The sequence below is a fragment of the Arthrobacter sp. 001422645 genome (assembly GCF_059816125.1).
The window spans coordinates 13,545-34,999 of record NZ_JCBANT010000007.1 but is presented as its reverse complement, the minus strand read 5'-3'; the positions used below and the strand labels follow the sequence as shown (position 1 = coordinate 34,999).

Sequence of the window (21,455 nt, the reverse complement as noted above, 5' to 3'; positions counted from 1 at the left end):
TGTGTGAACGCACACTTCGGGGCGGTTTTTGGTGGGATTTTCGCCATTGAGCTGTGATCCCCAACACAGGAGAGTTGGCTACTACCTTGCATCGGACACTAGTCCCCGCACCCCATCTGGAGATACTGATGGCCCAACTGGTAGAAACCACCTCCCCCGCCGCTGCCCGGCTAGACCTGGTCAAAATGCGCAAGATCGCCCTCGCGAGTGTCATCGGCACCACCGTCGAGTGGTACGACCTCTTTGTGTTCGGCACAGCCTCCGCGCTGGTGTTCAACAAGATCTTCTTCCCCAGCTTTGACCCGATCGTCGGCACCATGCTCGCCTTCGGAACGTTCGCCTCCGCCTATGTGGCCCGCATGGTGGGCGCCATCATCTTCGGCCACTTCGGGGACCGGCTGGGCCGGAAGTCCATGCTGCTCATTTCGCTGCTGACCATGGGCGCCGCCACCTTCGCGATCGGCCTGCTGCCGGACTACAACAGCATCGGCATCATGGCGCCGCTGCTCCTGCTCTTCCTGCGCGTCATCCAGGGCCTGGCCCTGGGCGGCGAATGGGGCGGCGCCGTCCTGATGACGGTGGAGCATGCTCCCCCGTCCCGGCGCGGGTTCTACGGCTCGCTGGTCCAGGTGGGCGTCCCGGCCGGAACCCTGATCGCCAACGTCGCGTTCCTCATCGTCGCCTCAAGTGTGAGCACCGAAGACCTCCTCGCCTGGGGCTGGCGCATCCCGTTCCTGGCCTCCGCGCTGCTCGTGGCGGTGGGCATCTACATCCGGCTGCACATCGAGGAAACCCCGTCGTTCCAGGCGGTCAAGGAAGCCGGCGCCAAAGCAAAGCTGCCCTTCGCGGCCCTCATGGCCAAGTACTGGAAGCAGGTCATCCTCGGCGGTGTCGCCACCCTGTCCACCGGCAGCACCTTCACGTTGCTCGTCGCCTCGGGTGTGGCGTACGGCAAGAAGGAACTGGGCCACTCCGAGGCCCTCATGCTGTGGGTGGTGCTGGCGGCCTGCGCCCTGTGCTTTGTCCTGATCCCCTTCTTCGGCCAGCTTTCTGACAAGTACGGCCGCAAGCCGATCATCTACGCCGGTGTTGCCGCCGAAGCCTTGTTCGCCTTCCCGATGTTCTGGCTCATGGACACGAAGTCGGTGCCGCTGCTCTTCGTCGCCTACCTGGCCATGATGACGGCCTTCGCCGCCAACTACGGCCCGATCGCCACCTTCCTCGCCGAACTGTTCGGTTCCAAGGTCCGCTACTCCGGACTGTCCGTCGCCTACATGCTGTCCGGGCTCCTCGGCAGCGCCGCGACGCCGTTCATCACCACGTGGCTGCTCGGTGTGACCCACCAGAGTTCCTCCATCGCGTGGTACATCATGGCTGCCTCCCTCGTCTCACTGGGCGCCTTGTTCGTCCTGACGGAAACCCGGCACGGCAACATCGACGCCGTCGACATGGCCCCCGCCGACGCCGTCGAAGCGGAGGCCGCCAAATGACCGGTGGCCCCGGAGTCCTTCCCGCAGGTCTTCCCGCCGGTCATTCCGTTGCCCCTCCCGTAAACGGAACTGTCCGCCGGATCGCGCAGATCCCGGGGGGAGCGGCCGCCGTCGGCCCGTTCTCCCAGGCGGTCGTCGCCAACGGTTTCGTCTTCACCGCCGGCCAGATTCCCGCGATCAGCGGGCTGGATGACCAGCCGGACACGTTCGAGGACCAGGTTCGCCAGACCATCCTCAACCTCCAGTCAGTACTTGAGGCCGCAGGGTCGGGCCTGGAGCACGTGGTCAAGGTCAACGCCTACCTCACCGATCCCGGACGTCTCGAAGACTACAACCGGGTCTACTCGGAGTTCTTTGGAACGGCCAGGCCTGCGCGGACCACGGTCTGCGTGAGCCTGTGGGGGGTGGCGCTGGAAATCGACTGCGTCGCCGTGGTTGCCGGCGCGACCGCCCCGGTGAACCAGTGAGCGGCGGGAACGCCGTGCGCGCCCGGCTCACCGAGCGGCTCGGCGAGGGGCCGGATGGGGGCCTCAGGGAAGGCCTCGCCGCCGTCAGCTACCCCACGATCGGGCACTTCCTGGAGGACGGGTTCGTGGATCCGGCCATCCGGTCGCTGCTCGACGGCGTCAAGGTGGCGGGCCCGGCGGTCACGGTGCGCATCGCGGACTGTGACGCGTACGCCATGAACCGGGCCCTGCTGGAGCTGTACCCGGGGGCGGTGCTGGTGGTGGACATGTCCGGTGACCACCGGCACGCCCCCGTGGGCGCGGTCACCGCGGCAGCGGCCACAGCGCAAGGCGCCGCCGGCGTCGTCGTCGAAGGCGTGGCCACCGACATCCTGGAACTTCGGGCCACCGGCCTGCCGGTTTTCGCCCGCGGTACCTCGTGCCTGACCACCAAACGGGTCCGCAGCGGCGGCTCCGCCGTGAACGTGCCGGTGCAGTGCGGAGGCATCCGCGTCCGGCCCGGCGACTGGGTGCTGGGGGACGACAACGGCGTGATGGTCCTGTCCCCGGAGGCGGCGGCCGAGGTCCTGGGGCGGGCCCTGGCTTCCGACGCCGCCGAACCGGCGCTGCTGGCACGGATCGCCGCCGGGGAACCCCTGGAATCGGTGCTCGCCACCTAACGACGGCGCAGGGTTCGGGTCAGGGATGGGGTAGAACTTAACCATGAACGTTCGCACTCCTGACCCGAACCCCGGCTGGCTCTCCGACGATGACTTGTTCGAGGCCCGCGGCCGGTTGCCCATGGTCTACGTCGAGGCCGTCCCGGTCCGGCTGGATCCGCTCGGGTTTGTGAACGAGGTCGGCACGCTCCTGCAGGCCGACGAGGACGGCAACATGATCCGCTCGCTGGTTTCCGGCCGGGTGCTGTACCGGGAGACCATCCGCGCCGCCCTGTTGCGCCACATGGAGAAGGACCTGGGCCCGCTCGCGTTCCCGCAGCTGCCCATCAGCCCGGTGCCGTTCACGGTGGCCGAGTACTTCCCGTCCCCGTCCCACACGGGCTTCACCGACGACCGCCAGCACGCGGTCGCGCTGGCGTACATCATCCCGGTCACCGGCGAATGCTCCCCGCGCCAGGACGCGCTGGAACTGACGTGGATGACGCCGCAGGAAGTTATGAGCTCGGACGTCCAGCTCGAATTCAGCGGTGGCCGCGGCGCCTTGATCCGGCAGGCCCTGGCCTTCGCCGGCGTCGGGAACTGACCGCAGCCGGCTGCGGCAACTGCCCCTCCGCTGGCAGCCCGCGGGTGCCTTTGTAGACTGTTGGGCGGACCGCAAAAGAATTTAAGGACTCCAGATGACCCACCCCCCGGCCGCCCCGAACTACATCGAACAGCAGGCTGGATCTCTGCAGAGCGGCGATCATCTGCTCCTGCCCGACGGCAACCGCTCCGCCGAAATTCAGCGCGTGGACGTCGAAACCGACGATTTCGGTACCCCCGCCATGGTCCTGGCGACCCTCACCGGCGGCGGCGGTCTCAGGATTGCGGCAGCGTCCACCGTCCTGATTCTGGAGGCGGCTGCCGAGGTCGTGGAAACCCCGTCCGACGACGATGGCTCGCCGTTGCAGCTCGTCGAACCGGCCCCGGAGGATGACAGCGTCGACGTCGATAGCGTCCACGCCGTCGCCGGCGCTCAGGACAAGAGTGGCGCTCAGGACAAGGGCGGGGAGAACGACGGCGACGCTGCCGCCGTCGTCGTTCCTCCCCTGCCGCCCGCTCCGCCCGTGGTGAGCGGCCCCAGCGACGAGGACCTGGCCCTGATCCCTGCCCCGGCGGGCACACCCGAGGCCGTGGTGGAGGCGGCGGCCGGGGCGCACCCGAAGTCGGTGGGGGTGCTGCTGCTCAGCGAGCGCCTGGCGAAGGGCATCAACACGAAGTCCGGCAGCTGCCTCAAGGACCTCAGCGACCTCGCGCAGGAGCTGTTCATCATCCTCAAGGACCCCGAAAACGCCCTCGCCGTCGCCGATCTGCTCAATGTGCTGCCCTTCGACGGCAACCGCGGCCGCTGGTCGTCGGTGGAGGCCTCCCTGGCACTGTCCAGCTACATCTGCCGCCAGCTTGGCCAGGAAGAACGCGCCGCCGTCTACGAGAAGTTCCTCCGCGCCCCGGAAGCCATGGAGACGGACCCGTTCAAAGCCCGGATTAACGCCAAGGTCCGCCAGCGCTCTCTCAACGAACCGAACCTGTACGACAAGGAAATCTTCCGCTCGATGGACAACTCGAATCCGGATGCGGAACGAGAGTGGCGGCTCCTGCGGCTCGAGGCACTCCTGTTCCTGCGCGCCCACGGCGGATCGGAGACCATCGGCGCCCCGGAGCTGGACCGCCGGATCGGCAACGAACTCGAGTCTGTCCGCTCCTAAGGCGTTTGGCCCCTACCCCCTCACGGGCGGCCGTTGTAGATTCACCCCGTGACGAACAATCTGAGCGTTGTGATCAACTCCGACGCGCAGCAGGTTTGGACAATGCTGCGCGAACCCGCCAAGGTAGCCCAGTGGCACGGCTGGGAGGCCGACGACCAGGCGGCCGAGATCAATGAAATCTACTTCAGCCCCAATGTCATCGAAGGCGCCGACCACACCTCCCTGGTGGTCGACGGCGGGGACGTGTTCACCCTGAAACCGGTTCCGACCGGCACGGAAGTCAGCGTCACGCGGGCCGCCGTGGACCACAATTCAGAGTGGGCCGCCTGGGACGAGGACATCACCCAGGGCTGGCTGACGTTCATCCAGCAGCTCCGTTTTGCCCTCGAACGGCATCCGCACGGCAAACGCCGGACCTTCTTCTTCTCGGTCCCCGGGAATGAGGGGTCCGCCATCGAAAAGCTGGGACTGTCGGATGTTCCCAAGCCCGGCGAACCGTATTCGCTCACCCTGGCGACGGGCGAGGAAGTCTCCGGCAGGGTCTGGTTCCGCAGCAACCACCAGGTGGGGCTCACGGTCCACCACTACGCCGAGCACGGCGAGGGCCTGGTGATCGTGGCGGACCAGCCGGCCATCAAGGACATCCGGCCCGAGGGCGGGTCCTTGGTCATCGTCTCCACCTATGACCTCGGGGCGCACCAGCTGGAGTCCGTCCGCAGCTACTGGGACAAGTGGCGGGCTGAGAACTACCCCACATCCGAACCGCTGCACTAAGGGTTGGCTGCTGTTAGCTGGCACACTTGAACGGTGCCAGCCAATCCTGAATCACCCGTGTCGCCGCTCCTGCCGGCCCAGCAGTCCGAGTTTTCCTTCCGCGTGGGCAAACGCCTGAGCGAAAGTTGCTCACCGTCGGAGGCGCAAATTTCGGCCAACGGCGGGGAATTCCTCGGCCGCACCGGCACCATCACCACCCCTCACGGCGAGATCCAGACCCCGGCGTTCATCGCCGTCGGCACCAAGGCAACCGTCAAGTCGGTGCTCCCGGAGTCCGTGGCCGAGCTGGGCGCCCAGGCCGTGCTGGCCAACGCCTACCACCTGTACCTGCAGCCCGGCGCCGACATCCTGGATGAGGCCGGCGGGCTGGGCGCGTTCATGAACTGGCGCGGGCCCACGTTCACCGACTCCGGCGGGTTCCAGGTGATGAGCCTCGGCTCGGGGTTCAAGAAGGTCATCGACATGAAGTCGGTGGACAATTCAGGGCCCGATGACGCCGTCGCCCCCGGCAAGGAGCGGCTGGCCCATGTGGATGAGGAAGGCGTGTGGTTCAAGAGCCACCTCAACGGCGACCGGCACCGCTTCAGCCCCGAAATCTCCATGAACGTCCAGCACCAGATCGGCGCGGACATCATGTTCGCCTTCGATGAGCTCACCACGCTGCAAAATTCCCGCGGCTACCAGGAGGAGTCCCTGGAGCGGACCCGCCGCTGGGCCGAGCGTTGCATCACCGAACATTTCCGGCTCACTGCCGAGCGGACGGGCAAGCCCTACCAGGCCCTGTTCGGGGTCATCCAGGGCGCGCAGTACGAGGACCTGCGCCGGAAGGCCTGCCGGGACCTGGGCGCGATGAACTTTGACGGCTTCGGCATCGGCGGCGCCCTGGAGAAGGAGAACCTCGGCACGATCGTGCGCTGGTGCAACGAGGAACTGCCGGAGAACAAACCCCGGCACCTGCTCGGCATCTCCGAACCGGACGATATTTTCACCGCGATCGAGAACGGCGCGGACACCTTCGACTGCGTCTCCCCCACCCGGGTGGCCCGGAACTCGGCGTTCTACCACCCCACCGGCCGGTACAACCTCTCCGGTGCCATGTACAAGCGGGACTTCGGCCCGTTGCAGGAAGGCTGCGACTGCTACGCCTGCCTGAACTATTCGCGGGCCTACATCCACCACCTGTTCAAGGCCAAGGAAATGGTTTCCGCCACGCTGATCTCGATCCACAACGAGCGCTTTGTGGTGAAAATGGTCGACGACGCCCGTCTCGCCATCGAGGCCGGCAACTTCTTCGAGTTCAAGGCCGAGACCCTGCGGAACTACTACTCCTAGGCTCCGGGTCGCCGCCGATTCGACGGTTCCCTGCGCCCACGACGTCGGGAAACGTCGAGCAGGCGGGCACCCGTCGGAGCTCGTCCGCTTGCGCCGCGGCACTTACGCCCGCGCAGAATGGTGGCGGGGGCTGAACTCCACCGTCCGACGGCGGCAACTGGTCTTCGCCCATGCGCTCGGGACGCTAAGGACGTCGCCGGGGCGCTTTGTCTACAGCCACGTCTCGGGCGCCAGCCTGCATGACCTCCAGCTGTGGAAAGTCGATGACCGCGTGCACCTGACCCAGGAAACATCCCCCTCCGGGATCTCGCCGCCCGGATGGGCGCTGACCTTGGCCTCGTCCGGGCCCGGTGCGCCGATCTCGCAGGCCGCAATGGAGTGGTCGCCTTGCGGCGGGCCCTCGAACTGGCTGACCCCCGCTCCGAGTCTGCTGGCGAAAGCCTGACAAGGGAACTGCTGCACAGGCTCAGGATGACGCCTACCCAGAGGTGCAGTACGTGGTCCGGACTCCGCTCGGGGAGCATCGGCTGGACTTTGCCTGGCCGGAGCGAAAAGTTGCCCTTGAATTCGACGGGAACACCAAGTACTTCGACTACCGTCCCACCGGCGACGTACTGTTCGCCGAGCGGCGCCGCGAGAAAGCCCTGATGGAACAGGGCTGGACTTTCATCCGGATCGAGTGGAGGGACTTGTTCAACGAAGTGGAGTTCAAGTACCGGGTGTTACGGGCGTTGAGCCGCGGCACGGCCGCCGACAGCCCGCCGTTTCGACGGTTCCGCAGCGGCTAGACGGTTCGCGGCGTCGTGTGGGCACCGAACCGTCGAAACGGTGGAGGAACGAGGAACCCTTACGCCCCGTAGCTCGGTTCGCGCTTCTTGATCCAGCCGATCGCGCCCGCCGTGACCGGGACGAAGAGGAACTCCACAAGGGTCTTGTAGAGGAAGCCCACGGCGACGTAGTTCACGAAAGTGCCGACGTCGGTAATCCCGATAACGGAAGCCGCGATGCTGCAGAAAATCAGGGTGTCCACGAACTCCCCGGCCACCGAGGAGCCCATGATGCGCGCCCACAGGGACTTCTCCCCCGTGCGCGCTTTCATCTTCACGAGGATCCAGGCGTTGATGGTCTGTCCGGCCAGGAACGCCAGCAGCGAGGCGAGCACGATCTGCGGGACCGGGCCCAAGGCGCCTTCCAGCGCGGCCTGCTTGGCGGTGCCGAAATCGTCGTCGAAGCCCGGCAGCGCGATGATGACCCAGTAGCAGAGCGACGCGAAGACGGAGAGCGCGAAGGTGGTGAAAATGGCCTTGCGCGCCACCTTGAAGCCATAGACCTCGCTGATGACGTCGCCCAGGATGTAGGCCAGCGGGAAGAGGAAGAAGCCGCCGTCGGTGATGATCGGGCCGATCGCGACGCCCTTCGATGCCCCGATGTTGGACAGGATCAGCACCACGGCCATAACGGCGAGCATGATGCCGAAGTACGGGGAGCCGATGGAAGCGAACTTCGGCGGGGCTGCTGCCGGGATGGTCTTGGCGGAAGTCATGGGTGTTCCATTCGTAGTGGTTCGCTCGGCGCCCGGATCCTCATGGAGGACAACACGGCGGCCGGCTGTATTAGCACTGGATGGCTCCTGGCGGGCTGGCCGCGGGAACCGCCTTCCATTCTCTCACCCCGCGCCAGCATACGAACCGGCCGCCGCAAGAACCGGAACCTGTGCTGGGCCCGCTGTGAATACTTGCACTGTGAACGCTCCGGACGTGGTGGCAGGATGGGGCCATGGAGGAGACCCATCCTGCCACCGCAGTTTCCACGCGCGCCCTCGTCAAGCGGTACCGCGACGTCACCGCCGTCGACTCGCTCAACCTCGATGTCCGCCGCGGCGAAATTTACGGATTCCTTGGCAGGAACGGGGCGGGAAAGACAACCACTATCCGCATGCTGCTCGGCCTGATCCGACCGAGCGGCGGGGAAGTAACCGTACTCGGCCGGCGCATCATCCCAGGGGAGACGAGCGTGTTCTCGCGCGTCGGATTCCTTGTCGAGACGGCCACCGCCTACCCCAATCTCACCGTGCGCGAAAACCTCGACATTCAGCGCCGCCTCACCGGCTCACCGCCGGGGTCGGTCGAGGACTCAATCACGCTGCTCCGCCTCGGCCCGTGCGCCGGGCGGCGCGCCGGGCAGCTCTCGCTCGGCAACAAGCAACGCCTCTCGCTCGCCCGCGCGCTGCTGCACTCCCCCGAACTGCTGGTGCTCGACGAGCCCGCCAACGGCCTCGACCCGGCCGGCATCGTCGAGATCCGCGAACTCCTCCGCTCACTCGCCGACAAACGCGGCGTCACCGTCTTTATGTCGAGCCACATCCTTGCCGAGGTCGCCCATCTTGCCGACCGTATCGGCATCATCCACAACGGGCGTCTCATCGAGGAGTCGTCGCGCGACGACCTCGCCGCGAAGGCACGCTCCTTCGCGGCCGACGCCTACACCCCGGAGGAACGCGAGCAGGCGCTGCTGACGCTGGACCTGGAGCGTTACTTCCTCGCGCGCACTGGCGATGCAGCCACGGGCGAGGCAGCCGCGGGCGCTGCAGCCACGGGCACTGCAGCCAAGGGTTCCGTGGCCTGATGTTCGGTCAGGTTCTCGCCACCGAGTTCACGAAGCTCCACCGCGCCAAGGCGACCTGGGCCACCCTGGCCGTGCTCGCGATGATGCCGCTCGGCATAGCGCTGTTCATGTGGATCGTGCGCGAGCCAGGGCGGGCGGCCCAGCTGGGGCTTGTGGGCACCAAAGCGAGCCTCGCTGGCCTCGAGGCGACGTGGCCCGAATACTTCTACATGCTCACCCTGGTCTTTGGCATTGGTGGGATGCTCCTGCTGGCGTTCATCGTGGCCTACTTGTTCGGCCGGGAGTACGGTGATGCCACCGCCAAGAACATGCTCGCGCTGCCCGTGGCCCGTCACTGGTTCGCCGTCGCCAAGCTGGGGGTCGCGGCTGTGTGGTGGATGGCACTCATTGTCCTCGTCCTCCTCGAGGCGATGGCGATCGGATTTGCGATGGGGCTGCCGGGGTTCTCTGCGGAGCTGGCCGCTGCCGGCCTGGCCAACGTGCTGCTCGCTGCGTCGATATCCTTCCTGCTCGCTCCCGTGGTTGCCTGGATTGCCGTGTTGAGCCGCGGTGAGGTGGCCCCCATCGCCTTCTCCCTCGTGATGCTCGCCTTGGGGAACCTGTTCGGCAGAACCGGCTGGGCGGAGTGGTTCCCCTACTCGATCGTCCCGCTGCTGATCGGAATGGTGGCGGACCCGGTCGATACGCTCACGGCGGGCAGCTACGTGGTGCTGGCGGGGACGTTCACGGCAGGCACCATCGCGACGATCCTGCAGCTGCGGTTCGCGGACAACGCCCAGTAGGCCCGGCCGGACGGCTGCAAACCCGGCCGAACGGCCGCCAGCGGCAGCGCCCGCGTCACCAGCGCCCGCCTCAACAACGACGGCGGGCCGCCAGCTCCCGGAACGTACGTTCCGTAGCCGGCAACCCGCCGTCGTAAGCGTGCCCTTTAGCGAGCGGCCGGTGGCCCTACCGGCGCGAGGCGTCGACGAGGTCCTTGTCGTCGTCCAGGCGACCGTCGCCCGGGGAAACCGGGGCAGCCGCGTGCTCCCAGGCGTGGCCCTGTTCGTGGTCCAGGTGCGTGGACTTCTTGTTTTTCAGCGCGAAGATGTAGACCAGCAGCGAGAGGCCGATGGCCACGGTGACGTAGGTGAAGAACAGGTCCACCTGGCCGGCTTTCTGCAGCGCGGCGCCAATCAGCGGAACCGTGCCGCCGAACAGCGAGTTGGCAATGGCGTACCCCAGGCCCACGCCGAGCGCCCGGATGGAGGCCGGGAACAGCTCGGCCTTCACGAGGGCGTTGATCGAGGTGTAGCCACCGACGATCAGCAGGCCGCCCAACATCAGCAGGAACGCCGTGAACGGGTCCTTGGTCCCGGCCAGGGTGGACAGCAGCGGCCACGTGAACAGCAGGCCGGTGATACCGAACCAGAGCAGCAGCGGCTTCCGGCCAACCTTGTCGGAGATGAGCCCGTAGACCGGCTGGAGCAGCATAAAGATGAACAGTGCCCAGAAGTTGATCACCGACGTGTCTGTCTTGGCGATGCCGGACGTATCGTTCATGAACTTCAGGATGAAGTTGGTGTACGTGTAGAACGCCACGGTGCCGCCGAGGGTCACGCCGATGCAGATCAGCAGGGGCTTCCAGTACTGGGTGAAGAGCAGCTTCATGGTGCCCGGCTGGGCAACGCCTGCAACGGCAGGAACCTTCGCGGCCTCGACTTGCTCCTCGGACACGGTTTCTTCCATCGAGCGCCGCAGCCACAGGACAACGAGCGCCGCAACGCCGCCGATTGCGAACGGGATGCGCCACCCCCACTCGGTCAGCGCTGATTTGTCCATGGTGTTCTGCAGGATGACCAGCACCAGCAGCGCCATCATCTGTCCGCCAATGAGCGTGACGTACTGGAAACTGGAGAAGAATCCGCGGCGCTTGGAGGTAGCGGCCTCGGACATGTAGGTGGCGCTGGTGCCGTATTCGCCGCCGACGGAGAAGCCCTGGATCAGGCGCACAAAGATCAGCAGGATCAGCGCCCAGACGCCGACCTGCTGGGTGGTCGGCAGGATCGCGATGGCGAAGGAACCGGCCGACATCAGCGTCACGCTGAGCGTCAGTGCGGCTTTGCGGCCCTTGCGGTCGGCGTAGCGGCCGAAGAACCAGGCGCCGATCGGGCGCATGAGGAACGACGTCGAGAAGACGGCCATCGCCTCAAGGCCCGCCTGGAGCTCGTCCTCGGAATTGAAGAAGTGCGACTGGAAATACGCCGCGAAGACTGTGTAGACGTAGAGGTCGTACCACTCCACGAGGTTGCCGGCAGAGCCTTTGAGAATATTGCTTACGGCTCGTCTCGTCTGCGCCGATTCGGACAGCTGGGTGCTCATCAATGAACCTTCCTGGATCCGGCGCCGCAAGAAAGCAACACCGTCCGCCACCTTATTAGCGGTGATCCGGAACACTTGGGTTTTGTTCATATTGGTCATGCGCACAATGCGGGCGGTTTTCCGGTGATGGCAGGATGGGACCATGACTTCCACCGCCTTCGACTCCGCCGCCCTGGCGGCCCCCGCCCACGACGACGCCGCGGCCGCTCCCGCCGTCGCCCTGACCATCGCCGGCTCCGAAGCGACCGGCGGCGCCGGCGCGCAGGCCGATCTGAAGACCTTCCAGGAACTTGGCGTGTTCGGCATTGCCAACCTGACCTGCATCGTGTCCTTCGATCCGCAGGACAACTGGAACCACCGTTTCGTCCCGGTCGACCAGCAGGTCATCGCCCACCAGTTGGAGGCGACGACGGCGGCCTACGGTGCCGCGTCCGGCGCTCCGTCGGTTCTGGACACCGTGAAGATCGGCATGCTTGGCAGTCCGGCAACGATTTCCACGGTCGCCGAGGCGCTGGCCGGCTCCGCCTTCAAGAACGTGGTCCTGGATCCGGTCCTGATCTGCAAAGGCCAGGAGCCCGGCCACGCGCTGGACACGGACCAGGCCCTCAAAGCGCAGATCCTGCCGCTGGCCACGTTCGTTACACCGAACCATTTCGAGGCAGAGTCCCTCTCCGGACTTGAAATCACCGACCTCGAATCGCTCAAGGCCGCCGCGATCCGGATCCACGAGCTCAGCGGCGCCGCGGTGCTCGCCAAGGGCGGCGTGCGCCTGGCCGGGCCGGACGCCGTCGACGTCTACTACGACGGCGACACGCTGGAAGTGCTGTCCGCCCCGAAGGTGGGCGACGTGGCGGTGTCGGGCGCCGGCTGCTCGCTGGCGGCCGCGGTGACGGCCGAGCTGGCCAAGGGTGCGACGCCGCTTGAGGCCGCCCGGACGGCCAAGGCGTTTGTGACCGCGGGAATCCGCAACCGGGTGGCTTCAGGAGCGCCGTTCGACGCACTGTGGCAGGGCGGCCCGCGCTAAACCCGCCAGATTCGACGCTCCCTCAGGTCTGGCAGCTTCTGTCCGGACGCTCCCTCAGTTCTGGAAGCTACTGTCCGGACGCTTCCTCAGTTCTGGAAGCTACTGTCCGGACGCTTCCTCACGTGCTGCGGCAGCCTGCAGAATCCGCGGGAGCGTCTCAAGATGAGCGGGGATCGGACACCCTGCCCATAAAAAGGGGCAGCCCGGTCTCGGCATGGACGATCTCGTAGTGGAACGGCCGGTCGAAATGGATCACCGTCGTCGCCGCTGCGCCGCTGACGGCCCGCGCGTTGATCTGGGTCACGGCAGCGGCAACCGTGCCTTTCTCCGCCACGGTGATCGTGGCGGACTGCCCTGCCGCTTGGATCTTGAGGCCGCGCTGGATGGCGTTGAAGTCGGTCTTGGTGTGGAGCATTTTCTGCAGGCCCAGGTCAGTGAAGACTTTGCGCAGTTCAAAGTCGGTCTTGTGGTCCCACCGTGGCAAGAAGATCTGCACGGGAGCCGGGGCTGCGGATTCAAGGGCCAGGGCAGCGTCGGCGGCTTCCTGCGGTCCGGGCATGGCGGCCCCGGCATCCGGCAGAACGAGCCGCATCACAAATCCCTCGGCATAGGGCAAGTTCACCGCCTGCCAGCCTGCACCCTGGGCGAAGGCAAGGTCCTGAACGCCCGACATGGTGGAGGCGGAAACCTGCCCGCCGTCGGGCGTGGTGAAGGGCAGATCGGCAGTGTCGGCCGGGTCGAAGGGGACCCTCCACGCCGAGGCGAAGTACACGGCGTTGAGCACGCTGAACGTGTCTCTACGGTCATACTTCGCGGGCCCCGTCTTGATCCGTCCGCCGGTGTTCTGGTTCACCCAGGCGTCGATCGCCGGCTTGGTGGCCGCCTCATCCTGGAAGTCCACCGGGTACACACCGGTTCCGTAATACCGGGCCAGGGACTGCAGATAGCCCTCGCCCGTGGGCTCGCCCTTGTCTATGAACAAGCCGTTTGCCGTGTGCAGGACCGGCCGGCGCGGAGGGTCCTTTTCGTCCACCGAGGCGGGGTCTCCGTCGAAGGCTTCCAAGGATGCCAACAGCGCGTTCAGGGCGGCGTCGCGATGCTCCGCGGGGAGGCCCAGCACGCCGTCCATCTCGGCAGCGGTCCCCCCGGATGCGCCCACCCGCAGCATGGCCAGGGCAATCAGCATGCTGCCCGGGGACGAAACCACGTTTCCGTTTCCGGCGTTCCCGCCGTCTGCCAGAAGCGCGGCGCCCAGCTTCCGTGCCGACGCCCTAAGCTGGGCGAACTCGGCCGGATAGGCGGCCCCTTCCGCCGAAGCGCGTTCGACGCCGTCGGCCTTCACCATCGCCGGCGGCGAGGAGGAACAAGCTGTCAAGGCCAATGCCATGGCCGCACCCGCGGCAACCAATCGCGCCGAAATCTTCTGTTTCATCGCGCCCCCAAGGAATGGCGGGGATCCGCCTACGGCCAGTCAACCAGCCCGCCCGGAAAAGAGCGACCACGCCCGGGTCACGATTTGACGCCGGTCGGGCCACCCGATTCGCCGGAAACGTGCGGGTTTCCGGCCTCAGGAAAGGGCTGTCAGCGGCGCGGGATGTTGCGCAGGTTGCTCCGTGCCATGCTGACGGCCTCGCCGGCGCCCCGGTTGAGGACCACCTTGGACATCGCTGTGGCGAAGCCCAGGACCTGGGCGCCCTTGATCTTGGGCGGGAGGGACAGCGCCTTAGGGTCCGTGATGAGCTCCACGAGCGACGGTCCGGGGTGGGCGAAGGCTTCCCGGTACGCGGCCTCGATGCGGGACGGGTCGGTGACGCGGACGGCGTGGAACCCCAGGGCGCGGGCCACCGCGGCGTAGTTGGCGTCGGGCACGTCCACGCCGAAGTCCGGGAGCCCGTCCACCAGCATCTCCAGCTTGACCATGCCCAGGGTGGAGTTGTTGAACACCACGACGTTGATCGGGAGCCGGTGCGCGGCAACGGTGACCAGCTCCCCCAGCAGCATCGACAGGCCGCCGTCGCCCGATACCGACACCACTTGGCGCCCGGGGTAGGCCAGCTGGGCACCGATCGCATGGGGAAGCGCGTTCGCCATGGATCCATGCAGGTAGGACCCGATCAGCCGGCGGGTTCCCAGCGGATTGATGTACCGGGCGGTCCAGACATTGCACATGCCCGTATCCGCGGTGAAGACCGCGTCTTTCGCTGCCACCTGGTCAAGCACCGACGCCGCGTATTCGGGGTGGATCGGCTCTTTGGTTTCCACTTTGCGCGTGTAGGCGCCGACGGCCTTGTTCATCAGCCGGTCGTGCTTTTTGAGCATCGCATCGAGGAAGCGGCGGCTCTTCTTCGGTTGGATCAAAGGCATCAGGGCCGCAAGGGTGGGCAGCACGTCGCCGTGGACCGCGACGTCGACGTCGGTCCTGCGGCCCAGATTCTGCGCGGCCCGGTCCACCTGCGCCGTGCGGGTTGCGGGCAGGAACTGGTCATAGGGGAAGTCTGTGCCGAGCAGGATGAGCAGATCCGCGTCCTCGATCCCCTCGGCCGCGGCGCCGTAGCCTAGCAGCCCCGTCATGCCGATGTCATAGGGGTTGTCGTACTGCATGAAGTCTTTGCCGCGGAGCGAGTGCCCGATCGGGGCGTTCACGGCTTCCGCGAGGGCGATGACCTCGCCGTGCGCGCCCTCGACGCCGGCACCGGCGAAGATGGCGACCTTCCCGGCAGCGTTGATGGCATCCGCCAGCTCCCGCACGCTGGCGGGGTCCGGCACCAGCGCCGCCGGGCGGAACGCGGCGGGGGCAGGGGTGGGAGCTGCCGCCTCCAGATCCGCGATGTCACCGGGAAGCGTGACGACGGCGACGCCCCGGAGGGCGACAGCGTGCTGGATGGCACTGTGCATGACCCTCGGCGCTTGTTCGGCGGTGCTGATCAGCTCGGAGTACACCGAACACTCGTTGAAGAGCCGGTCCGGGTGGGTTTCCTGAAAGAAGCTGCTGCCGATTTGTTTGCTCGGAATGTGCGAGGCGATGGCCAGCACCGGGGCTCCGGAGCGGTTGGCGTCATACAGTCCGTTGATCAGGTGGAGGTTTCCCGGCCCGCAGGAGCCAGCGCACACCGCGAGACGGCCGGTCAGCTGCGCCTCCGCCGCGGCTGCGAAGGCCGCGGCCTCCTCATGCCGCACGTGAATCCAGTCGATCCCGCCCTTGGCGGCACCACCCGTCTTCCGGACCGCGTCGACGATCGGGTTGAGGCTGTCGCCGACAATTCCATAGATTCGCTGCACGCCGGCGGCTTGAAGTTGTTCGATGAGCTGGGTCGCAAGTTCCTTGGCCATGGGTGCACGCTCCCGCGAGGTGGGTCGATGAGCTGACACTGGCCAATATAGTCCGCCCGCCTTGGCGCGGCTCCCAGGTCGACAGGTAGCGGCGTTCTGCAGGCGGGCTGGAAGGACCACTTTTCCACATACGGCTAGCCACCGTTGAAGTCCTTTGTTGCCCACTCATAGCGTGGTGGAAGGCAGTCCGCCTCTTGCCTCATCCACCGTAAGGATCGATTGTGGCCAAAAAATCCCGGCGTCGGTCGGCACGTCGAAGCACTGGGGGGCACCAGGCCGGGAAACCGGCCGGTCGGCCAGGTTCGCGTGCGTCGCGCCACGACCAAGCACTGGGGTCGCTGATCGCATTTGTTGGTTGGCATCGCGAGCACGGGATCTTGCCAGAACTTCCCGTCCTGGCACAGTTGACAGCATTCCTCCCGATTTATACCGAAACCACCGGCGGACAAGTAACCGCAATGGACCCCGTACGCATAGCCAGGTTCGTCGAGGCGCTCGATAAGCGTGATGACAGTCTTGCACCGTTTTTCTGCGCCGCCCTTCATGAATACCTGCGTTTCCTCACGGACACGGGTCGCTGGTCCGGGAGCGAAGTACGCTATCGGGATTTGCACCGCGTCGTGTGTCGGGGGGCACTCGGGAAAAATAGTCCGCCGTAGAGCAGCGAGCCTGCAACGGGCGAAACGCGAGTCAGGTCAGGTCCCGGAGTGCGCCTGCAGGAAGGAGTAGACCTCGGTCTCGTCCACGCCGGGGAAGGCACCCGGGGGCATCGCGGCCAGCAGATGGGAGTGCGCCCGCGCCGAGGGCCAGGCGTTTCCGGCCCACTCGGAGGTCAGCGACGCCGGGGGCCGCCGGCAGCAGCTCTCGTCCGGGCAGGTGGACTTGGACCGCTCCGTGGTGTCGCGGCCGCGGAACCACTTCACCTGCGCATACGGCACTCCAACGGACAGGGAAAACTCACCGTTGGCGGAGCGCTCGGTCCGCGCCGTGCACCAGTAGGTCCCCGCCGGCGTGTCCGTGTACTGGTTGTAGGCGCTGAACTTGTCCGGCACATCGAACACCACCCGGGACGTCCAGTTCTTGCAGGACGGCTGGCCCTCAATGGCGCCGGTGTGGTCCTGCGGGAACGTCACGCCGTCGTTCTCGTAGGCCTTGTAGATGATGCCGCTCTTGTGCGTCTTCTGGAAGTGGGTGCGGATGTCCAGGTGCTGGGTGGCGAGGTTGGTGAAGCGGTGCGCGGCCGTCTCATAGGACACGGCGAAGGCGTCCCGGATGTCCTCCACCGCGATTTCCTTCGCCTGTTTGGCCCTCTGTAGGAATTCCACCGTGGCCTGCTCCGGCAGCAGGAGCGCGGCGGCGAAGTAGTTCGTGGCCACGCGCTGCATCAGGAAATCGCCGTAGTTGGTGGGCGTCTGGTGGCCCAGGACGTAGTGGCCCAGCGCCTGCAGCAGCACCGAACGGGGGTCGTGATCGCTGCGCGCGTTCTGCGTGAGGTAAATCCGGCGGTTCTTCAGGTCGGTCACGGAGCGGGTGGAGTGCGGCAGGTCGCCCACGTGGTGGAGGCTGAAGCCGAGGTGCCCGGCGATGTCCGCGATTACATGGTGGGACAGCGGGCCGCTCGTGTGCCCCACGGAGGCCAGGACCTTCTGTGCCTCGGCCTCGTACTCCGGGAAATAGTTGTTCCGCTCGCGCATCATGGCGCGCAGCTTCCCGTTCGCGCGGCGGGCCTCTTCCGGCGTCGCGACCTGCTCGTTGAGCCGGCGTTCCAGCTCGTGCTGCAGCCCCACCATGGACTCGAGCACGTCCATCGGAAGCCGCGAGCTGACGCGGATCTTGGGCAGCTTGAGTGACTCGTAGATGGGGCTGCGCTGGTAGCGTTCCAGCTCGATCTCCAGGGCGGCGCGCCGGTTGGGCGGCTCCGCGCCCAGCAGCTCGTCGATGCTCACGCCGAGTGCCGCCGCGAGCTGCTGGAGCAGGCCCAGTTTGGGCTCGCGTTTGCCATTCTCGATCAGGCTCAGCTGGCTGGGGGCCGTTCCCACCGTGGCGCTGAGGTCATCGAGCGTGAGTCCGGCGGCTTTCCGCAGATGCCGGACGCGCCGGCCCATGCTGATGACGTCCACCTCCGGCACGGCAGGCGAGGCGGCTGACGAGACGGGGCGGTTCCAGCTGGTGGGATGCATTTCTTGAGAATACGCGAAGAAGTGCATTTCTTTCCATACTTTTGGTCTAGCAAGCCACTTGAAAGTAAAGAAAAGTAGATCTCACGGAAAGATTCACCATCCGGGAACAACCAGCCAGGCTCTGCAGAGACGCAGACTGGCCGGCCCGGACCCCACCAAGGAGACAACAATGACTGCAGCATTTGAGCCCACCCAGCAGACGCCCGAAGAGCAGGCCGCCGCCCTGGAGCTCGAGTGGGCTGCCAACCCGCGCTGGGAAGGTGTCACTCGGGACTACAAGGCTTCCGACGTAGTCCGGCTCCGCGGCCGCGTCTCCGAGGAACACACCCTGGCCCGCCGCGGCTCCGAGAAACTGTGGAAGCAGCTCACCGGGGAGCACAAGGAAGGCAAGTACACCAACGCCCTCGGCGCACTCACCGGCAACCAGGCCGTCCAGCAGGTCAAGGCCGGCCTCCGCGCCATCTACCTTTCCGGCTGGCAGGTCGCCGCCGATGCCAACAACTCCGGCCACACCTACCCGGACCAGTCCCTGTACCCGGCCAACTCGGTGCCCACCGTGGTCCGCCGCATCAACAACGCCCTGCTCCGCGCCGACCAGATCGAGTTCTCCGAGGGCATTCAGACGGTCGAGGACTGGATGGTCCCGATCGTCGCCGACGCCGAGGCCGGTTTCGGCGGCCCGCTCAACGCGTACGAGCTGATGAAGTCCATGATCCAGGCCGGCGCCTCGGGTGTGCACTGGGAAGACCAGCTCGCCTCGGAGAAGAAGTGCGGCCACCTCGGCGGCAAGGTCCTGATCCCCAGCCAGCAGCACGTCCGCACCCTGAACGCCGCCCGCCTGGCAGCGGACGTCGCCGGCACGCCGTCGGTCATCATTGCGCGCACCGACGCCGAGGCAGCCACGCTGATCACGTCCGACGTCGACGAGCGCGACCAGGAATTCATCCTCCGCGAAGGCGGACAGCCAGTGCGCACGGCGGAAGGCTTCTACAAGGTCCGCAACGGGATCGAACCCTGCATTGCCCGCGCCAAGGCCTACGCCCCGTACTCCGACCTCATCTGGATGGAGACGGGCACTCCGGACCTGGAACTGGCCCGCAAGTTCGCCGAAGCCGTCAAGGCCGACTTCCCGGACCAGATGCTCTCCTACAACTGCTCCCCGTCGTTCAACTGGAAGAAGCACCTCGACGACGCCACGATCGCCAAGTTCCAGCGCGAACTCGGCGCCATGGGCTTCACCTTCCAGTTCATCACCCTGGCCGGCTTCCACGCCCTGAACTACTCGATGTTCGACCTCGCCCACGGCTACGCCCGTGAAGGGATGAGCGCCTACGTCGAGCTGCAGGAAAAGGAATTCGCCTCCGAGTCCCGCGGCTACACCGCCACCAAGCACCAGCGCGAAGTCGGCACCGGCTACTTCGACGACATCGCCACCGCGCTCAACCCGAACGCATCCACCCTGGCCCTGGTGGGATCCACCGAAGAAGGCCAGTTCCACTAACTTCCCAAACTTCCCGCCCGTTGCCCTGTCACTTTTGGTTCCCATCGACGTCCTTTGGCGACCAAAAGTGATAGGGCAACGGCGGACATTCAAGGAGCAACTCCCATGAACAGCTTCACTGACAACTTCACCATCAACGGGGTTACGTTGACTGCCCAGCCGATCTGCCGGCAGAGCGAAGTCCTGACTCCCGATGCCTTAGCATTCGTTGCCAAGCTGCACAAGGCAACCGCGGGACGGCGGCTGGAGCTGTTGCAGGCCCGCCGGGACCGACGCCAGCAGATCGGCAAGGGCCAGGACCCTCGGTTCCTCCGCGAGACCGAGTCCGTCCGCAACGATCCGAACTGGCGCGTCGCTCCCCCGGCCCCGGGCCTGACGGACCGCCGCGTCGAAATCACCGGCCCGGTGGACAAGAAAATGACCATCAACGCGCTGAACTCCGGCGCCAAGGTGTGGCTCGCGGACATGGAGGACTCGTCCACCCCGTCATGGCGCAACGTCATCCAGGGCCAGCTCAACCTCACGGATGCGCTGGAACGCCGCATCGACTTCACCTCCCCCGAGGGCAAGGAGTACAAACTCCGCTCCGCCGAGGAGCTCCCCACCATCGTGGTCCGGCCCCGCGGCTGGCACCTGCCGGAAAAGCACATGCTCATTGACGGGACGCCGGTCGCCGGCGGAATCGTGGACTTCGGCCTGTACTTCTTCCACAATGCCCGCCGCCTCATCGCCCAGGGCAAGGGTCCGTACTTCTACCTGCCGAAGATCGAAAACCACCTCGAGGCCCGGCTGTGGAACGACATCTTCGTCCTCGCCCAGGACCTGCTGGGCATTCCGCAGGGCACCATCCGCGCCACCGTGCTGATCGAAACCATCACCGCAGCATTTGAGATGGAGGAGATCCTCTACGAACTGCGCGACCACGCCGCGGGCCTGAACGCCGGCCGCTGGGACTACATCTTCTCCCTGATCAAGAACTTCCGCACCCGCGGACCGCGCTTCGTCCTGCCGGACCGCAGCCAGGTGACCATGACGCAGCCGTTTATGCGCGCCTACACCGAACAGCTGGTCCGGGCCTGCCACAAACGCGGCGCCATGGCGATCGGCGGCATGGCCGCGGCCGTCCCCAACCGCAAGGACCCGGAGGCCAACGCGATCGCCATCGAGAAGGTCCGCGCGGACAAAACCCGTGAGGCCGGCGACGGCTTCGACGGATCGTGGGTTGCGCACCCGGACCTGGTGCCGGTCTGCCGCGAGGTGTTCGACGCCGTGCTCGGTGACCGCCCGAACCAGCTGGACCGCCTCCGCGAGGACGTCACCCCGGACGACCGCGCACTGCTCGACATCGCCTCCACCACCGGCACCATCACCGAACAAGGCGTCCGAAACAACATCGAGGTAGGCATCCGCTACATCGAGTCCTGGCTCCGCGGCAACGGCGCCGTCGCCATCCACAACCTCATGGAGGACGCCGCCACCGCGGAGATCTCCCGCTCGCAGCTGTGGCAGTGGATCTTCTCCCGGGCCATCACGGACCAGGGCGACGTCATCACCCGCGACTGGGTCGAGGACATGCTGGATGAGGAGTTCGCCAAGCTCGAACGCTTCGAAGGTGACCGTTTCGCCGATGCGCGGGACATCTTCGAGGAAGTCACGCTCACTCCGGCGTTCCCGGCGTTCCTGACACTTCCGGCCTACGACCGGTTCCTGCATGAAGCGCGCGACGGCGGCGACGTCCCCAGCGAGGACCCGGCGCTCGTCCCGGCCTGACGGCAGGGCGCCGCACCCGCCCAACAGGCCGGGGCGGCGCAGAATTCCGTTCGCTGGGCTGCCATGCCCTTCGCAACAGGCACCCCGAGATCCGGGGCGGCGGCCCGGCGACGGAAAACCCACTGAATCGACAACGGCGTCGAGGTGACAGTTAAAGCCCATGTTCCCCGTGAACATGGGCTTTAACTGTCACCTCG

The 21,455-nt window shown here is 66.3% G+C and carries 19 protein-coding genes; 14 read left to right on the top strand and 5 right to left on the bottom strand.

The genetic code is table 11. The features are described 5' to 3' along the window. Window positions 1-128 precede the first annotated feature (128 nt). From AC6EUH_RS09225 to AC6EUH_RS09185, 9 genes are all read left to right on the top strand, one after another. The gene (locus AC6EUH_RS09225; RefSeq protein WP_056427536.1) at window positions 129-1,490 is read left to right on the top strand and encodes an MFS transporter; all 1,362 of its coding nucleotides are present in this window, start codon (window positions 129-131) and stop codon (window positions 1,488-1,490) included. Continuing rightward, window positions 1,487-1,957: a RidA family protein gene (locus AC6EUH_RS09220; protein ID WP_499738435.1), complete on the top strand. Its 471-nt coding sequence runs from the start codon at window positions 1,487-1,489 to the stop codon at window positions 1,955-1,957. Before AC6EUH_RS09225 ends, AC6EUH_RS09220 begins: the two co-directional genes overlap by 4 nt. Continuing rightward, window positions 1,954-2,616, top strand: coding sequence for an RraA family protein (locus tag AC6EUH_RS09215; RefSeq protein WP_499738434.1), 663 nt, complete (start codon window positions 1,954-1,956; stop codon window positions 2,614-2,616). The genes AC6EUH_RS09220 and AC6EUH_RS09215 overlap by 4 nt, the downstream gene beginning before the upstream one ends. Before the next feature lie 43 nt (window positions 2,617-2,659). Continuing rightward, a complete protein-coding gene (locus AC6EUH_RS09210) occupies window positions 2,660-3,199 on the top strand; it encodes an NUDIX hydrolase family protein (RefSeq protein WP_056427539.1) in 540 nt (179 codons plus the stop codon). 94 nt (window positions 3,200-3,293) lie between these two features. Beyond that, window positions 3,294-4,361, top strand: coding sequence for a DUF6707 family protein (locus AC6EUH_RS09205; protein ID WP_056427542.1), 1,068 nt, complete (start codon window positions 3,294-3,296; stop codon window positions 4,359-4,361). Between the two features lie 48 nt (window positions 4,362-4,409). Further along, complete coding sequence (locus AC6EUH_RS09200) at window positions 4,410-5,135, top strand: SRPBCC family protein (protein WP_056427545.1); 726 nt, start codon at window positions 4,410-4,412, stop codon at window positions 5,133-5,135. 33 nt (window positions 5,136-5,168) lie between these two features. Next, the gene (tgt, locus tag AC6EUH_RS09195) at window positions 5,169-6,467 is read left to right on the top strand and encodes a tRNA guanosine(34) transglycosylase Tgt (protein WP_056427549.1); all 1,299 of its coding nucleotides are present in this window, start codon (window positions 5,169-5,171) and stop codon (window positions 6,465-6,467) included. 88 nt (window positions 6,468-6,555) lie between these two features. Beyond that, window positions 6,556-6,912: a hypothetical protein gene (locus tag AC6EUH_RS09190; protein ID WP_499738433.1), complete on the top strand. Its 357-nt coding sequence runs from the start codon at window positions 6,556-6,558 to the stop codon at window positions 6,910-6,912. Between the two features lie 52 nt (window positions 6,913-6,964). After that, window positions 6,965-7,255: a putative endonuclease domain-containing protein gene (locus AC6EUH_RS09185; protein WP_499738432.1), complete on the top strand. Its 291-nt coding sequence runs from the start codon at window positions 6,965-6,967 to the stop codon at window positions 7,253-7,255. Window positions 7,256-7,314: 59 nt separating this feature from the next. Here the strand turns inward: AC6EUH_RS09185 and AC6EUH_RS09180 are convergent, their stop codons facing one another. Further along, window positions 7,315-8,010 (bottom strand): queuosine precursor transporter, encoded by a 696-nt coding sequence (locus AC6EUH_RS09180; protein WP_499738431.1) that lies wholly within the window; start codon window positions 8,008-8,010, stop codon window positions 7,315-7,317. 233 nt (window positions 8,011-8,243) lie between these two features. On the opposite strand from AC6EUH_RS09180, the gene AC6EUH_RS09175 reads away from it, so the two are divergent. Together AC6EUH_RS09175 and AC6EUH_RS09170 are read left to right on the top strand one after the other, a co-directional pair. Continuing rightward, complete coding sequence (locus tag AC6EUH_RS09175; RefSeq protein WP_056427557.1) at window positions 8,244-9,092, top strand: ABC transporter ATP-binding protein; 849 nt, start codon at window positions 8,244-8,246, stop codon at window positions 9,090-9,092. Further along, complete coding sequence (locus AC6EUH_RS09170) at window positions 9,092-9,874, top strand: ABC transporter permease (protein WP_499738430.1); 783 nt, start codon at window positions 9,092-9,094, stop codon at window positions 9,872-9,874. Before AC6EUH_RS09175 ends, AC6EUH_RS09170 begins: the two co-directional genes overlap by 1 nt. Window positions 9,875-10,040: 166 nt before the next feature. Here the strand turns inward: AC6EUH_RS09170 and AC6EUH_RS09165 are convergent, their stop codons facing one another. Beyond that, complete coding sequence (locus tag AC6EUH_RS09165) at window positions 10,041-11,453, bottom strand: MFS transporter (RefSeq protein WP_499738429.1); 1,413 nt, start codon at window positions 11,451-11,453, stop codon at window positions 10,041-10,043. Window positions 11,454-11,595: 142 nt separating this feature from the next. Here AC6EUH_RS09165 and AC6EUH_RS09160 point away from each other — a divergent pair, with 142 nt between their 5' ends. After that, window positions 11,596-12,477, top strand: a complete 882-nt coding sequence (locus tag AC6EUH_RS09160) for a hydroxymethylpyrimidine/phosphomethylpyrimidine kinase (protein WP_056427563.1) — start codon at window positions 11,596-11,598, stop codon at window positions 12,475-12,477. 157 nt (window positions 12,478-12,634) lie between these two features. Here the strand turns inward: AC6EUH_RS09160 and AC6EUH_RS09155 are convergent, their stop codons facing one another. The 3 genes from AC6EUH_RS09155 to AC6EUH_RS09145 form a co-directional block, all read right to left on the bottom strand. Beyond that, complete coding sequence (locus AC6EUH_RS09155) at window positions 12,635-13,909, bottom strand: serpin family protein (protein WP_499738428.1); 1,275 nt, start codon at window positions 13,907-13,909, stop codon at window positions 12,635-12,637. A 149-nt stretch (window positions 13,910-14,058) separates the two neighbouring features. Beyond that, window positions 14,059-15,807 (bottom strand): pyruvate dehydrogenase, encoded by a 1,749-nt coding sequence (locus AC6EUH_RS09150; RefSeq protein ID WP_499738427.1) that lies wholly within the window; start codon window positions 15,805-15,807, stop codon window positions 14,059-14,061. Window positions 15,808-16,502: 695 nt separating this feature from the next. After that, window positions 16,503-18,014 carry a helix-turn-helix domain-containing protein gene (locus tag AC6EUH_RS09145; RefSeq protein ID WP_499738426.1) on the bottom strand — a complete coding sequence of 504 codons (1,512 nt, stop codon included), beginning with the start codon at window positions 18,012-18,014 and terminating at the stop codon, window positions 16,503-16,505. Between the two features lie 142 nt (window positions 18,015-18,156). Between AC6EUH_RS09145 and aceA the strand changes: the two genes are divergently transcribed. After that, window positions 18,157-19,488 carry an isocitrate lyase gene (gene aceA, locus AC6EUH_RS09140; protein ID WP_056427574.1) on the top strand — a complete coding sequence of 444 codons (1,332 nt, stop codon included), beginning with the start codon at window positions 18,157-18,159 and terminating at the stop codon, window positions 19,486-19,488. A 105-nt stretch (window positions 19,489-19,593) separates the two neighbouring features. Then, window positions 19,594-21,258, top strand: a complete 1,665-nt coding sequence (gene aceB, locus AC6EUH_RS09135) for a malate synthase A (RefSeq protein ID WP_499738425.1) — start codon at window positions 19,594-19,596, stop codon at window positions 21,256-21,258. Window positions 21,259-21,455: the final 197 nt, after the last annotated feature.